Source organism: Streptomyces sp. NPDC092296, from assembly GCF_044755465.1.
GTDB lineage: Bacteria > Actinomycetota > Actinomycetes > Streptomycetales > Streptomycetaceae > Peterkaempfera.
Genome location: NZ_JBIVRB010000018.1, coordinates 1 through 13,489, shown reverse-complemented (window position 1 = coordinate 13,489; position 13,489 = coordinate 1). Strand labels below are relative to the sequence as shown.

The 13,489-nt window shown below is 74.0% G+C and carries 15 protein-coding genes; 4 read left to right on the top strand and 11 right to left on the bottom strand.

What is annotated here, in order from left to right; translation table 11 throughout:
- Nucleotide 1: 1 nt before the first annotated feature.
- On the bottom strand, nt 2-952 hold the full coding sequence (locus tag ACIQGZ_RS26530) for a M56 family metallopeptidase (RefSeq protein ID WP_402606405.1): 951 nt from the start codon (nt 950-952) through the stop codon (nt 2-4).
- The gene (locus ACIQGZ_RS26525) at nt 949-1,389 is read right to left on the bottom strand and encodes a BlaI/MecI/CopY family transcriptional regulator (RefSeq protein WP_402606403.1); all 441 of its coding nucleotides are present in this window, start codon (nt 1,387-1,389) and stop codon (nt 949-951) included. The genes ACIQGZ_RS26530 and ACIQGZ_RS26525 overlap by 4 nt, the downstream gene beginning before the upstream one ends.
- Before the next feature lie 107 nt (nt 1,390-1,496).
- On the opposite strand from ACIQGZ_RS26525, the gene ACIQGZ_RS26520 reads away from it, so the two are divergent.
- The 3 genes from ACIQGZ_RS26520 to ACIQGZ_RS26510 all read left to right on the top strand — a co-directional run bounded on the left by ACIQGZ_RS26520 (nt 1,497) and on the right by ACIQGZ_RS26510 (nt 3,044).
- Entirely contained in the window at nt 1,497-1,661 is a 165-nt protein-coding gene (locus tag ACIQGZ_RS26520; RefSeq protein ID WP_402606400.1) for a hypothetical protein, read from the top strand.
- Nucleotides 1,658-2,272 (top strand): phosphatase PAP2 family protein, encoded by a 615-nt coding sequence (locus ACIQGZ_RS26515; protein WP_402606398.1) that lies wholly within the window; start codon nt 1,658-1,660, stop codon nt 2,270-2,272. Before ACIQGZ_RS26520 ends, ACIQGZ_RS26515 begins: the two co-directional genes overlap by 4 nt.
- 94 nt (nt 2,273-2,366) lie before the next feature.
- The gene (locus ACIQGZ_RS26510) at nt 2,367-3,044 is read left to right on the top strand and encodes a phosphatase PAP2 family protein (RefSeq protein WP_402606396.1); all 678 of its coding nucleotides are present in this window, start codon (nt 2,367-2,369) and stop codon (nt 3,042-3,044) included.
- A 235-nt stretch (nt 3,045-3,279) separates the two neighbouring features.
- Here the strand turns inward: ACIQGZ_RS26510 and ACIQGZ_RS26505 are convergent, their stop codons facing one another.
- Nucleotides 3,280-4,173 (bottom strand): MBL fold metallo-hydrolase, encoded by an 894-nt coding sequence (locus tag ACIQGZ_RS26505; RefSeq protein WP_402606393.1) that lies wholly within the window; start codon nt 4,171-4,173, stop codon nt 3,280-3,282.
- Between the two features lie 114 nt (nt 4,174-4,287).
- Between ACIQGZ_RS26505 and ACIQGZ_RS26500 the strand changes: the two genes are divergently transcribed.
- On the top strand, nt 4,288-5,328 hold the full coding sequence (locus ACIQGZ_RS26500; protein ID WP_402606391.1) for an AraC family transcriptional regulator: 1,041 nt from the start codon (nt 4,288-4,290) through the stop codon (nt 5,326-5,328).
- Here ACIQGZ_RS26500 and ACIQGZ_RS26495 read toward each other — a convergent pair.
- From ACIQGZ_RS26495 to ACIQGZ_RS26460, 8 genes are all read right to left on the bottom strand, one after another.
- On the bottom strand, nt 5,303-6,064 hold the full coding sequence (locus ACIQGZ_RS26495) for a GntR family transcriptional regulator (RefSeq protein WP_402606607.1): 762 nt from the start codon (nt 6,062-6,064) through the stop codon (nt 5,303-5,305). The two genes, ACIQGZ_RS26500 and ACIQGZ_RS26495, sit on opposite strands and share 26 nt — an antisense overlap.
- Before the next feature lie 77 nt (nt 6,065-6,141).
- On the bottom strand, nt 6,142-6,855 hold the full coding sequence (gene deoC, locus ACIQGZ_RS26490; protein ID WP_402606388.1) for a deoxyribose-phosphate aldolase: 714 nt from the start codon (nt 6,853-6,855) through the stop codon (nt 6,142-6,144).
- A gap of 62 nt (nt 6,856-6,917) precedes the next feature.
- On the bottom strand, nt 6,918-7,373 hold the full coding sequence (rbsD, locus tag ACIQGZ_RS26485) for a D-ribose pyranase (RefSeq protein WP_402606385.1): 456 nt from the start codon (nt 7,371-7,373) through the stop codon (nt 6,918-6,920).
- Between the two features lie 45 nt (nt 7,374-7,418).
- A complete protein-coding gene (locus ACIQGZ_RS26480) occupies nt 7,419-8,966 on the bottom strand; it encodes a sugar ABC transporter ATP-binding protein (protein ID WP_402606383.1) in 1,548 nt (515 codons plus the stop codon).
- The gene (locus ACIQGZ_RS26475) at nt 8,963-9,985 is read right to left on the bottom strand and encodes a sugar ABC transporter substrate-binding protein (protein ID WP_402606381.1); all 1,023 of its coding nucleotides are present in this window, start codon (nt 9,983-9,985) and stop codon (nt 8,963-8,965) included. Before ACIQGZ_RS26475 ends, ACIQGZ_RS26480 begins: the two co-directional genes overlap by 4 nt.
- 163 nt (nt 9,986-10,148) lie before the next feature.
- Complete coding sequence (locus ACIQGZ_RS26470; RefSeq protein WP_402606379.1) at nt 10,149-11,150, bottom strand: ABC transporter permease; 1,002 nt, start codon at nt 11,148-11,150, stop codon at nt 10,149-10,151.
- Nucleotides 11,147-12,022: a ribokinase gene (locus ACIQGZ_RS26465; protein WP_402606377.1), complete on the bottom strand. Its 876-nt coding sequence runs from the start codon at nt 12,020-12,022 to the stop codon at nt 11,147-11,149. The genes ACIQGZ_RS26470 and ACIQGZ_RS26465 overlap by 4 nt, the downstream gene beginning before the upstream one ends.
- Before the next feature lie 297 nt (nt 12,023-12,319).
- Complete coding sequence (locus ACIQGZ_RS26460; RefSeq protein WP_402606375.1) at nt 12,320-13,048, bottom strand: class I SAM-dependent methyltransferase; 729 nt, start codon at nt 13,046-13,048, stop codon at nt 12,320-12,322.
- Between the last annotated feature and the right edge of the window lie 441 nt (nt 13,049-13,489).

Sequence of the window (13,489 nt, the reverse complement as noted above, 5' to 3'; positions counted from 1 at the left end):
GTCAGCGCGCGGGCGCGGCCTGGGCGTCCTCGACGGTGCGGTGCAGGTCCTGGCCGGCGTCGAGGGCCGCGCCCGCCGAGGCCAGCAGACAGGCGGCGAGCAGCGCGGCGGCGGCCGTGCGATACCGGGCCGGGGGCTGCGGCGCGGGTGGGGCGAGCAGCGCGGAGACCCGGCGGGGGACCGGCCCGGCACCGGCGGCGGGCGCCAGGCCGGGGCGGGGTGCCGCCGGGTGGGCGGCGGCCGCCAGGGCGGCCCGGCCGATGGCCCGAGCGGTCACGGCCCGGCTGCCGACCACGGCGGCTGCGGACTCGTCGGCCCACCGTTCGAGGTGGTAGGCCAGCGGGGCGCGGAGCAGCCACAGCGCCGGGTGCAGCACGGCGGCGTACTCGGCGGCCGCCAGATGGCGGTGGTGACGGCCGGTCAGATGGGCCCGCTCATGGGCCAGCAGCGCAGAGCGCTCCTGCGCGGTCAGCGTGCGCAGCATCCCGGTGGTGACCACGATCCGCCCGGGGCGGCCGGGCAGCGCGTACGCGGTGGCCCGCTCATCGGGCAGTACGGACAGCTCCGGCGCCGCCGCGTCCCGGGACCCGGCGGCGCCGACCAGGGCGCGGGCCGTGGCGAGGTCCCGGCGGTGCCGCAGGGCGGCCCGCAGCAGCAGCCCGCCGGAGAGCAGCAGGGCCGCCGCCGCGACCACGGCCATCGGGACGGCGGCGGGGGAGACCCGGTCCAGCCAGGGCAGCGACAGACGGCCGAGCGCGGCCACCGGCGGGAGGCGCAGCAGTCCGGCCAGCGCGAGCAGGGCCGGCGCGGCGGTGCTGGTGCAGCCCAGCAGGGCGGCGGTGCCGGTGAGCGTCCAGGCGGCGGCGCGCGGCGGCAGCCGGTCCGCGAGGCGGCGGGCGGCCGGCGCGGCGAGCAGCGGCAGCAGCAGCGGGAGCCAGATCGCGAACCTCACGCCCCGTCACCCCGTCCCGCCCCGGCCGGGCGGTCGGGGTCGGCGGCCGCCGACTGCGGACCGGCTGCGCCGAGCAGGTCGCGCAGCAGCTGCTCGTCCTGCGCGGAGAGGTCGGAGACGAAGCGGGCCAGCACGGTGGAGCGGTCCGGCCCGCGCTCCAGCTCGGAACGCATCCGCCGCGCGGTGAGCGCTGCGGTGTCCTGGACCGCCGGGATGTATGCGTAGGAGCGGCCCGCCCGGCTACGCAGCACCGTGCGCTTGTCGTACAGGCGGGCGAGGATCGTGGCGACCGTGGTGCGGGCCAGGGTGCCGCCGAGCGCCTGCTGTACGTCCTGCGGGGTCAGCGGCGTGCCGGCGGCCCACAGCGCGGCCAGCACCTCGGCCTCCAGCTCGCCGTGCGGACGGCGCTGGGCGGGCAGCTCGGGCGGCTCGGGCATCTCGGCGTTCCCTCCCGGCGGTGGTCGTCCGCCTTGACCGTCTACATTATTGTAGACGCAGGCGGCGTGGAGTGCCGCCCCCGACCAGTATCGGAGACCCGCCCACCGTGCCCGCACCCCCGGCTGCCCCGGCAGTCGACCTCCTCGACGCCTCCTCGGTGCCGGACGGCGACCGCTACCCGCTGCCGCCGGTCGTCGCGGTCCCGCTCTCCCCGCTCGCCCTCGAACTGATCCGCTCCCGCCGCCGTACCGCCCGAGGTGAAGCTTCATGACCGGCACCCCGCTCGCCTTCGACGGCAGCCGCATCGACGGCGGCCTCTACAGCGACGCCACCGACGCCGCCGCCCGCGCCCCGCACTGGCTCGACCGGGCGGTGCTCGACTGGTCCGCGTACGGCATCGCGGTCTTCGCCGTCCTCGCCGTCGCCGCCTGGTGGACGGCCCGCCGCAGCGGCGCCGTCCCGACGGCCCGGGTGCTGGCGCTGCCCGCCGTGGTGGTCGTCGCGTACGCGGTGAACCTGGTGCTCAAGTCGCTGGTCTCCGAGGTCCGGCCCTGCCGCTCGGTGCTGCACGCGCTGCCGCTGGAGGCCTGCCCGGCGGCCGACGACTGGTCCTTCCCCAGCAACCACACCGTCGTGGCCTTCGCCGCCGCCGGCGCCCTGCTGCTGGTGGACCGCCGGATCGGTGCGGTCGCCGCCGTCGCAGCCCTCGCCATGGGCGCCTCCCGGGTCTGGGTCGGCGCCCACTACCCACACGATGTGCTGGCGGGCGCGGTGGTCGGCGCGCTGGTGGGAGTCCTGCTCACCCTGGCCGCCGGGCGGGCCGCCCCGCTGGTCGAGCGTGGCCGGCGGGGCGCGCTGGCCCCGCTGCTCGGCACCCGTTGAGCGCTCGGCACCCGTGGAGTGCTCGGGGGACGGCACCGGTGGTCGGCGCACGGGCGGCGGGAGCCGGCCGGACGTCGGCGGCGGGTGGGCTGCGGTGAGCCCGGCGCTGCGCCCCGCGGTGGCCGGCGCGCTCTGCGCGGCGGCGTTCACCGCGCTGGCCGTACTGGTCGCGGTCCACCGGGGTGCCCCGCTGCCCGGCGACGCCCTCGCCCACGCCTGGTGCGCCACCCACCGGCCCGCCCCCGGCGTCGCGGTGGCCAGGGTGTGGACGGCGACCGGGAACGGCGCCGTCCCCTACCTGGTGGTGTCGGCCGCCGGCGCGTACGCCTTCGACGGTGTGAGGCGGCGGACGGCCGGGGCGCTGGGGGCGGCGGGCCTGCTGCTCCTCGGGCAGCTGGTACGTACGGCGGTGATGGCGGCCATGGCCCGGCCGCGCCCACCGCTCGCGGACTGGGCGGTGCCCGCCACCGGCTCCTCCTTCCCCTCCGGTCACACCACCACCAGCGCGCTGGCCGCCGGCCTCGCGACCCTGGCCCTGCACATCGGCACCGGCGGCCGCCGGGCCACTCGCGCCACCGGCTCCCTGCTGGCGCTCTGGGCCGCCGGAGTCGCCCTCAGCCGGATCTACCTGGGCGTGCACTGGCCCTCGGACGTCCTCGGCGGCTGGCTGCTGGCCGCAACCCTCCTCTCCCTCCTCGCCTGCGCCGCCACCGTCCGCACCGGGCTGACGGCCCGTCAGGAAGGCCCGCCGGGCCCGCGCTCCCCGGGCTGACCAGGCCCGGCCCATGGCGATCCGGTTGCACGGGACCTCCGGCGCGGGCATGGGGACCACCGCGCGGGAACTCGTCCACTTCGCGCCGCACGCCGAGCGCGACACCCTCACCCGGCGGATCGAGTCGGACACCGTCGGGACCGGCGCCCGGCGGTGGCGCCCGGACCACCTCGACGCCTCCCGGCACGCCTGCCACGGGCCGCACCGGGCGGCCGAGGGCCGGCGGACCGGGCCCTCAGGAGAAGGCCGCCCAGCGGGTGACGGCGAAACGGGAGCCCTCGCGGGCGACCTCCAGGGCGCCGTGGCCGCCGAAGTGGGCCGGGATGAGCAGTTCCCGGTTGTCGGCGGCGTGTTCGAGGACGCGGCGGCGGGTGGCTCGGGCCTGGGCGGGGTCCTCGCAGAAGCAGCTGTTGCAGTCCGGGTCGGGGATCTGCACGGGGCTGTGCAGGATGTCGCCGACGAACACGGCCCTGTCCCCGGCGGAGTGCAGGCGCAGCAGCGAGGAGCCGGGCGTGTGGCCGGGCGCCGCCTCCAGGGTGAGGTTGGCGTCCAGGCGGTGGCTGCCCTCCCAGAGCACGGCCTGCCCCGCCTCGTGCAGCGGGAGGACGCTCTCGGTGAAGACCTGCTGCCGGGCCTGGTCGCCGGTGTGCCGGTCGCGGTGCGGGCCGCTCGGGTCGACGGCGGCGTTGTCCGGGGCCGGGATGAGATAGCGGGCATGGGGGAACGTCGGCACCAGGGCGCCGTCACGCTCGGAGGTGTTCCACCCGACGTGGTCGGAGTGCAGATGGGTGTTGACCACGATGTCCACCTCGCCCGGCTCGACGCCGACGGCCGCCAGGCGGTCGACCAGCGGGCTGCGCAGCCGGCCGAAGGGCGTCCCCGCCGGGCGGTACCGGCCGATGCCGGTGTCGACCAGGATGGTCCTGCCCTCGCTGCGCAGTACCCAGGTCTGGAGCGCGGCGACGAACATCTCCTCGGCCGGGTCCCAGAAGTCGGGGGTCAGCCAGGACTCCTGGTCCCGCCAGGTCTCCGGCGCGATGTCCGGGAAGACCCGGCCGGCCGGGGCGAAGGGCGACTGCCCCTCCAGCACCCTGATGACCTCGACGTCTCCGAACCTGATGTGCTGCATGGCGGTCTCTCCCTTGCTGCCGGGGCTTTGACAGCAGCCTAGGAAGCAGCCGGTGAGCGTCTCCATGCCTGATCCGCTCTGGATGATGCGCGTGTGTCTCACTACGCTGGCGCAATGGATGTGGTGAGTGACGCGATCACGGCGCTGCGGGTGGGGCGGCCCCTGGCGTCCCGGGTCCGGGTGCACGGCGCGTGGTCCCGGCGGTTCGCCGCCTACGGCGGGGCCGGATTCCATGTCGTACTCGAAGGCGGCTGCTGGTTGCTGCCCGACAGCGGCCCCCCGATCACCATGGTCGCGGGGGATGTGGTGCTGCTGCCGCGCGGCAGCGCCCATGTGCTGGCCGACGCCCCGCTGGACCGCCGCGCGGCCCAGCGGGCGGTGCTGTTCGAGCCCCGGCGGGACGGCGGGGGCGGCCCGGCGGGCCCGGTCGGCGCCGCCGCGCCGGCGGCGGGTGCGCCGGAGGTGGCGGAGCTGCTCTGCGGCAAGTACCGGCTCGACCGGACCCGTACGCACCCGCTGCTGGCCGACCTGCCCGATGTCGTGCACTTCCCGGCCCGGGTCGGCCGCCACCCGGAGATCCGGGCGGCGATCGACCTGCTCGGCCGCGAGACCGACCCCGCCCGGCTCGGCGCCGGCATCGCGCTGCCGGGCCTGCTGGACCTGCTGCTGGTCTACCTGGTGCGGGCCTGGCTGGAGGAGGACCGCACCGGCCGGACGGCCGGCTGGTCGGTCGCGCTCTCCGATCCGGTGGTGGCCGTGGCCCTGCGCGCCCTGCACGACGACCCGTCCCGGCCGTGGACCACCAGCTCGCTCAGCGCCGCGGCGGGCGTCTCGCGCGCCACCCTGGCCCGCCGGTTCACCGCGCTGCTCGGCCGCCCGCCGATGGCGTATCTGACGTGGTGGCGGATGACCCGGGCGGCCGTGCTGCTGCGCGACCCCGGCAGCTCGCTGGACCGGGTGGCCCGCGAGGTCGGCTACAGCTCCGCGTTCGCCTTCTCGCACGCCTTCAAGCGCACCTTCGGCCGCACCCCCGGCCGCTACCGCACCGAGACCGCGACCCACCCCGCCCCGCCGGACCAGGGCCCGGCGCCCGAGCCGGCCGCCCCGGCCGGGCGCCCCGGCCTGCGGGCTAGCGACGCAGCAGCAGCGAGGTGACGCGCAGTCGGCCGCTGTGGATCCACACGTCGGAGTACTCCACCGGCCGGCCGTCGGCAAGATAGGTGACCTGCTGGAGGTACTGCACGGGGCTGCCCGTCGGCAGGGCCAGGGCCTCCGCGACCTCCGGGGAGGCGGCCTCCGCGCTGAAGGTACGGCGCGCCGTGGCGATCTTCAGGCCGTAGGAGCCCTCCAGCATCCCGAACAGGCTGGAACTGCTGAAGTCCGCCCGCTCGATGCCGGGCGCGAGATCCGCCCGCACGAAGTTGAACAGCAGGGCGACCGGCCCGTCCTGGGTGCTGCGCACCCGCACCAGGCGCAGTACCCGGGTGGCCCCGGGGTCCAGGTCGAGCAGGGCGGCCACCGGTCGGGGCGGGGTGATCAGGGCGCATTCCCGCACCGTGGTGGAGGTGACGACGCCCTGGCTGGCGAAGTCCTCGGACAGGGTGCTCAGCTTCTGGGCGATGGCCGGCTCGATCACCGTCGAGGTGACGAACGTACCGCGCCCCCGCACCTGGCGCAGCAGCCCCTCCTCGATGAGGGTCGCCAGGGCCCGCCGTACGGTGCCGCGGCTGACGCCGAACTCGTGGGCGAGTTCGGGTTCGCTCTTGAGCCGGTAGTGCGCCGGCCACTCACCGCCCGCGATGCGCAGCCGGATGTGCTCCGAGATCTGGACGTGGATCGCCGTGGGGACGTCACGCCTGATGTCCGGGAGGCCTCCTTCGCCGGCCGTCACGGTCACGCGTCTCCTCTCCCGCAGTGGATGTGCCGTGCCCCGGGCGGGGTCGCCCGGGGCACGGCGCGGTCCGGTGGTCAGTAGCTGACGGTGGAAGCGTCACCGGTGTCGGTGACGATCGCTATCCCGGCGCTGGTACCGAGCAGTGCGGCACCGGCGGCCAGGAGCTCCAGGGACTGCCGGTAGCTCTTGATGGACCCGGACGCCTTGACCTGGACGCCGTCCCGGGCCCGGTCAACAAGGTAGCGAACACTCGTCGGGTTCGCCGTCTCAATCTGCCCACTGCTGGCGTTCTTCAGATAAGCGGCACCGGCCTCCATCGCCAGTTCGACGGCCGCCTCCTTCTCCGCCTCGGTGAGCAGCGGCAGCTCCAGCATGACCTTGACGGGCAGGCCCGAGGCGCGGACCACGCCCGCGATGTCCTCCCGGAAGTCGTCGTACCGGCCGCTCTTGAGCCAGCCGACCTGCACCCCGATGTCGAGCTGGGTCGCGCCGAGCCGGGCGATCTCGGCGGCCTCGGCCGCCTTGCCGGCGCTGGTCATGACGCCGACGGTGGGGAAGTCCAGCGCCGACGCCACGCCGATGCCGGTCCCGCTGAGCTCGGAGACCACGACGGGCAGCCAGGAGGCGGGGACCATGGCGGCGTTGAAGCCGTAGCTGATCGCCTCCCGGGCGTGGGCGACCATGTCGTCGAGGGTCGCGTCCGGGTCGATCCTGGTGTGCTGGATGTACGGGGCCAGTTCGGCCGGGCTGAGCGTGGGTCCGCCGGTGGTGGCAATGGTGTCCGACACGGGGGTCTCTCCTGTACGGGAAGCGGTGGGTTGGCGCGGCGGGGGCCCGCCGCCGGTAGGGGTCAGAGCTTGGACGCGTACGACTCGGGGACGATGACGCCCTCCCCGCCGAACCACCGGGGGGCGTCCACTCCGCAGAACAGCCCGATGTTGCCCCAGGGCTCGAAGGCGCCGGTGCGGACGACGACCTTGGCCTGGCGGGCCAGCTCACCGAGCACCTCGCTGTGCGGGCGGGTGGTGAACTCGGCGTCGGGGAAGCGGCCGTGCAGCCAGGCGTCCAGCCGGGGGTGGTGGGACGGGACCTCCTCGGCCCGGACCACTCCCTCGACCACCAGTTCGTCGGCGATCAGGCCGAGCACGGTGCGCAGGTCGGGGAGGTTCTCGGCGAGGGCCAGGTCGATGCGGTGCGCGTCACGGGGGACGGGGAAGCCGGCGTCCACGACCAGCAGCAGGTCGGTGTGGCCGAGCGTGGCCAGGGCTCCGCTCAGTTCGGCGTTGAGGATGCCGGTTCGCTTCATGGTGGGTCCTTTCGGAGAGGTGGGGCGGGGGCGGGTGCGGCCGGGTCAGGCGGCCGGTGCCGCCCCGGTGGCCAGGGTCATGATGGATTCCTCGGTCGCCCCCGCGGTCTCGACGACGCTGACCAGGCGGCCTTCGCTCATCACCGCGATCCGGTCGGTCAGGGTGAGGAGTTCGGGCAGGTCGGAGGAGGAGCAGAGGATCGCCAGGCCCTTCTCCGCCAGCGCGAACAGCTGCTCGTAGATCTCCGCCTTCGCGCCGACGTCCACGCCCCGGGTGGGCTCGTCGAGGATCAGCACCTCGGGGTTGATCGCCAGCCAGCGGCCCAGTACGGCCTTCTGCTGGTTGCCGCCGGACAGGCTGGTGATGGGCTGGCTCATGGTGGCGGTCTTGACCCGCATCCGCTGCGCCTGCTCGGCGGCCTGCCGGTCGAAGGCGCCCCGGCGGACCAGGCCGAACCGGCTGAGCGCCTTGGTGGTCAGCACGCCGACGTTCTCACCGACGCTCATGGTCGTCAGCAGCCCCTGGGCGCGGCGCTCGCCGGGGACGAAGGCGAGGCGGCGCTCGACGCTGGCGATGGGGTCGCGCCGCTCGTACGGCTCGCCCGCCAGCTCCACCGTGCCGCCGGTGCCCCGGTCGCCGCCGAAGATGTTGTGCAGCATCTCGACGCGCCCGGAGTCCGGCAGCCCGGCCACCCCGAGGATCTCCCCGGGCCGCACCTCGAAGGAGACGTCGCGGTGCCGCCGCCCGCTCAGCTCGCTGACCCGTAGGGCCGGCCGGGCCGCCGGGTCGGCGTGGCGCTCCGCGCGGCGGCTGAACTGCCCCAGCTCGCGGCCGACCATGGCGGCGACCGCCTGGTCGGGGGTCGTCTCGGTGTTCCGCCAGGAGGCGACATGGGCGCCGTCGCGCAGGATCTCCAGCCGGTCGGCCAGCCGGAAGACCTCCGGCATGCGGTGCGAGACGTAGAGCATGGTCGTCCCGGCGGCCTTGAGGCCGTCCATCAGGGTGAACAGGCGCTCGGCCTCGGCCGGGGTGAGCATCGCCGTCGGCTCGTCCAGGATCAGCACCCGGCAGCCCCGGGCGACGGACCTGGCCACCACGACGAGCTGCTGGGTGGCGAGGTCCAGCGACCGTACGGGGGCCGCCGGGTCGAGCCGGAGGTCCAGCCGGGCGAGGAGTTCGCCGGTCCGCTCCAGCATCAGCCGCCGGGAGGGGAACCAGCGGTGCCCGGGTTCCACGCCGCTGAGGACGTTCTCCGCCACGCTGCGGTCCGGCAGCAGCGACAGCTCCTGCGGGACGATCGCCACGCCGTGCCGGTCGAGCATGGTGCTGGGGTCGAAGGAGGTGACCTGCTCGCCGAAGACGCTGACGCTGCCCGCGCTGGGTGGCTGGAGGCCGGCCAGGATCTTCAGCAGGGTCGACTTGCCGGCGCCGTTCTCGCCGAGCAGCGCGGTGACCTCTCCGGCGGTGACGTCGAAGGAGACATCGGTCAGGGCGCGCACCGGGCCGAAGTTGCGGGACAGGCCACGGACGCTGATGGCGGGTGCGGCGGTGTCGGGGGAGGCCGCGCTGTCGCGGGGTGCGGTGGCTGTCACTTCTCCACCGTTGCTTCGTCGAGGTTGTCGCGGGTGACGAACTGGGCGCCGGTGTTCACGCCGGTGATCTCGGTGCCCTTGGTGAGGAAGTCGTACAGCACCTTGACCGCCTGGTAGCCCTGCTGGGAGGGGTTCTGGCTGATCGTGAAGTCGATGACTCCGCTGCGGAGGTAGTCGGCGGTCTGCGGCAGCAGGTCGAAGCCGCCCACGGCGATGGCCTTCTTGTCACCGGACCGCGACACCCACTTGGCGGCGGCGGTCGTGGAGCAGCAGTCGAGCCCGGCGACGGCCACGACACCGGACTGCCCGGACATCGTGGACTCGACCGTGTTGTAGGCGGCGCTGGGCTCGTTGCCGACGTTCACCGGGCCGACGATCTGCAGGCCGCTGCCGGCCAGGCCCTCCTTGAAGCCGCTGAACCGGTCGTGGGACCAGCCGGCGCCGGTGTCCACCGAGAAGACGACGACCTTGCCCTGCTTGGCACCGTCCAGCCCCTTCAGCAGCTCCTTGGCCTGCGCCTCACCCGAGCTCTTGAGGTCCTGGCCGACGAAGCCCATCTGCTTGGAGTCGGGGTTGTCGGTGTTGAAGGAGATGATGGGGATGCCCGCGTCGTAGGCCTGGGCGATGACCGGCTTCAGCGCGTCGCTGGACGCGGAGGAGACGGCGAGGCCGTCCACGGCCTTCTGCTGGATGAGCGTCTGGATCTCCGAGACCTGCTTGGCGGCGTCACCGCCGGTCGGCCCGATCAGGGCGGTCTCGGCCCCGAGTTCCTTCCCGGCCTGCTTCATGCCCGCGCTGATCGGCGTGGCGAAGGCCAGGGACGGGTCGTGGTAGCTGAGCTTGATGCGCATCGGCTTGCCGTCGTCGATCCGCTGCTGGATGTACGAGGCGAGCTTGAAGGAGTCGTCGGAGGAGCCGCCGCCGTTCGCGGGGGTGATGGCGCCGCACGCGCTCAGTCCGAGGACGGCGACGGCGCTGGTGGCGGCGATGAGGCTTCTGAGGATGGTGCGGGGGGACATCGTGACTCCCTTGTCGTGGAGGTCGCCCGGAAGGGGGCGGGCAGCGAGGGTGCGTCGGGGCCCGGTGCGGTGGTGTCCGGTGCGGTGGCCGTCCGGTGCGGTGGTGTCCGGTGCGGGGGGCCGTCCGGGGCCCGGCTGCGGCCGGGAGGGCCGGCCGGCGGTGTCAGGCCCGGGTCTTGCGTCGGCGCTGCCAGGTGTCGGCCGCGACGGCGGCGACGATCACCAGGCCGGTGACGACGGTCTGCCAGAAGGACGAGATCCCCTTGATGTTGAGGATGTTCTGCAGCAGGCCGATGAAGGCGACACCGATCACGGTGCCCCACATGGTCCCGGAGCCGCCGAACAGGGCCGCGCCGCCGATGATCACGGCGGAGATCACCGTGAGCTCCATGCCCTGCCCGGTGACGCCCTGGACGTAGGAGAGGAAGGAGAGACCGAGGACGCCCGCGAGGGCCGCGGTGAAGCCGGAGAGCACGAACGCGGCCAGCTTGACCCGCTTGACGTTGACGCCGACCAGGCGGGCGGCCTCCTGGTTGCCGCCGACGGCGTAGGTGTTGAAGCCGAAGCGGGAGCGGGACAGCAGCACCACGCCGATCACGGCGACGACGGCGAAGATGACGAACTGCATCGGGATCAGCCCGAACAGCCTGCCCTGGCCCAGCAGGTTGAAGTCCGCCACGCCGGCCTGGGAGGAGCTGAGGGAGATGGGGGCGCCGTCGGAGATGAGCAGCGCGATACCTCGGAAGACGCTGAGCGTACCCAGGGTGACGATGAACGACGGCACTCCGAGGACGACGACGGCCAACCCGTTGAGCAGCCCGGCCACCGCTCCCACGGCGAGGCCGATCAGCATCGCCAGCGGCCAGCTCCAGCCGTGCGAGATCAGCATCCCGGTCGAGATCGCGGACAGCGCGTAGGTGGAGCCCACCGACAGGTCGATCTCACCGTTGAGGATCACGAACGTCACGCCGACGGCCATGATGCCGATCTGGGCGACCTGCTGGCCGACCGAGAGCAGGTTGTCGGACTGGGCGAAGCTCGGCGAGAGGAAGACACCCAGCAGGAAGAGCAGCACGAGGGCGGCGAAGACACCGGACTCGCGGGCGTGGAGCAGCCTGCGGAACGGGAGGGAGAACTCCTTCGCCGGTGCGGTGGTCGAGGTCATGGGGCGGTTCCAATCCAGGCGTTCAGCTGGTCTCTGGTGGGCAGGGCGGGGACGACCCCGGCGATGGTCACGGTGTGGGCGCCCGCTGCGGCGGCGAACCGCACCGCCTGGTCCAGGTCGCGCCCTTCGGCGAGGGCGACGGCGAGCGCGGCGGTGAACGAGTCGCCGGCGCCGGTGGTGTCGACGACGGTCCCGGCCGGGTACGGCGGTACCGTCGTCACCCCGGTCGCCTGGGCGACCAGCGCTCCCTCGCCGCCCCGGGTGAGGACGGCGGCGCCCCCGGTGCGCTCCCGCAGCGCCTGGACCAGCTCCTCGTCCCCGAGCCCGTGTCCGCTGCCGAGGCCGAGCAGGACGGGGGCCTCGGTCTGGTTCGGCGTGATCACATCGATGAGTGGCCAGAGGTCGGCGGGGAGCGGGCGGGCGGGCGCGGGGTTGAGCAGGGTCCTGGTCCCGGCCTGGCGGCCCGCGCGCAGTGCGGCGGCCACGGCCTCCTCCGGGATCTCCATCGAGACCACCAGGACGTCGGCCGAGGCGATCTCCGCGTGGAACAGCTCGACGGCGGCGGCGTCCAGCTCGTCCAGGGCACCCGGGGCGATGGCGATGCGGTTCTCGCCGGACGGCTCGACCAGGATGAAGCCGACCATGGTGGGGCTCCGGGTCGTCAGCACATGTTCGGCGCCCACCCCCTCCTCCCGCCACAGCGCGCGGGCGGAGCGGCCGAAGTCATCGTCGCCCACGGCGGTCAGCAGCGAGACTTCCGCGCCCAGCCTGGCCGCGCCGATGGCCTGGTTGCTTCCCTTGCCGCCGGGGCCGGGGTCGAACACGCCGCCCGAGACGGTCTCTCCTGCCGCAGGTGACTTGGGCACTCGCATGGTGAGGCCAGCCCCGTAACTTCCGACAACAGCGATCTTCACCGATGCACCGCACTTTGTATGGGGACAACTATGAACAACTGGGAGCGTATGTACAGCGATGTCCATAGTCAATAGGTAAAGCTGGAGTGAAACTTCGTTACCCGGACGAGACCTCTGCGGCGGCCTTCGACACGGCGCGCCCCCGGTGCCGGTACCGCCCGGCGCACGGCAGGCCCCGGCCCGCCTGCTCACGAAGATTGCTACGCTCGGTCACCGATCCGCCGCCCCCAGCAGACCCGGCGCGGCGTCCCCCGCTCACTCCGGGCGCAGCGCGAAGAACACGAACTCCCGACCGGGCCGATCGGGCGCGCCACGGACCTCGCGCACGGCGAAGCCCTGCGCGGCCAGCGCCGCCTCGACCTCGTCCCGCTCCCGGAAACGCAGCGTCGAATCCGACGTCAGCACCTTCCCGTCCGAGGCGAAGACATACGTCCAACGGAACGTCACCAGCGGCCCGGCGACATCGGTCACCGACACCCAGCTCTCGACCGCGCCGACACCCGGAACCCGCGTGACCTGGTACGACGCGGCGCGGTTCCACTCCTGCCAGGCACGCTGCGCCGGATCGCGGGTCTCGAAGACCAGATGCCCGCCCGGCCGCAGCGCGTCATGGACCCCGCGCAGCGTGGCCGCCCAATCCGCCGGGCGGAGGATCGCCTGAGCGACATTGGCGGTCATCGTGGCGAGGTCGACCTGCATCGGGGGCAGCGCTGTCGCAGCACCGCGGATCCACCGCACCCGCTCGGCGCCGGGCTTGGCCCGTGCGACCTCAAGCGAGCCGCCGGCCGGATCGACACCGGTGACCTCGACGCCGCGATCGGCCAGCAGCAGCGCGAACGTGCCTGTCCCACAGCCGACATCCAGCACCCGACGCGCACCGAGCTCCCCGGCAATGGCGGCGTAGACGGCGAGGTCGCCCCGGTCGGGGTCGAGCGCGTCGTAGAGCGCGGCCAGCCGCGGGTGCTCGAACAGCTCGTCAGCCATGCGCACCACCGTACGCAGCGCCGTCACGCAGCGTAGGGAAAATAAGTCCTCGTCGGCGTCGCCCCGCTCCTGATCGCCGTCGTCCTCGGTGCCCAGGCCGGTGCTCTGTCGGCAGCGGCCTCGTCCGGTCGGCCGCGCACCGCCCGGTGTGCGGCGACGGGTGTGCGGCGACGGGTGTGCGGCGACGGGTGTGCGGCGACGGGTGTGGGGTGACGGGAGCCCTCGGTTCGATGCCCGGCACCGACGGCGAATCGCCCACGCCGCCCCCGCACTGCGCTGCCCACTCCCTACAAGTGCGGGGAGTGGGCAGCAGGATGGCCGGTCAGTCCATGTGGGGGTAGCGGTGGTCGGTGTGGGGGGTGAAGGTTTCCTTGATGGCGCGGGTGGAGGTCCAGCGCAGGAGGTTCTGGGCGGAGCCGGCCTTGTCGTTGGTGCCGGAGG

Coding starts and splice junctions, on each gene's coding strand:
- ACIQGZ_RS26460 (WP_402606375.1), bottom strand. CDS start 13,048: ATGGCTGACGAGCTGTTCGAGCACCCGCGGCTGGCCGCGCTCTACGAC.
- ACIQGZ_RS26525 (WP_402606403.1), bottom strand. CDS start 1,389: ATGCCCGAGCCGCCCGAGCTGCCCGCCCAGCGCCGTCCGCACGGCGAG.
- rbsD (WP_402606385.1), bottom strand. CDS start 7,373: ATGAAGCGAACCGGCATCCTCAACGCCGAACTGAGCGGAGCCCTGGCC.
- ACIQGZ_RS26470 (WP_402606379.1), bottom strand. CDS start 11,150: ATGACCTCGACCACCGCACCGGCGAAGGAGTTCTCCCTCCCGTTCCGC.
- ACIQGZ_RS26505 (WP_402606393.1), bottom strand. CDS start 4,173: ATGCAGCACATCAGGTTCGGAGACGTCGAGGTCATCAGGGTGCTGGAG.
- ACIQGZ_RS26515 (WP_402606398.1), top strand. CDS start 1,658: ATGACCGGCACCCCGCTCGCCTTCGACGGCAGCCGCATCGACGGCGGC.
- ACIQGZ_RS26475 (WP_402606381.1), bottom strand. CDS start 9,985: ATGTCCCCCCGCACCATCCTCAGAAGCCTCATCGCCGCCACCAGCGCC.
- ACIQGZ_RS26500 (WP_402606391.1), top strand. CDS start 4,288: ATGGATGTGGTGAGTGACGCGATCACGGCGCTGCGGGTGGGGCGGCCC.
- ACIQGZ_RS26465 (WP_402606377.1), bottom strand. CDS start 12,022: ATGCGAGTGCCCAAGTCACCTGCGGCAGGAGAGACCGTCTCGGGCGGC.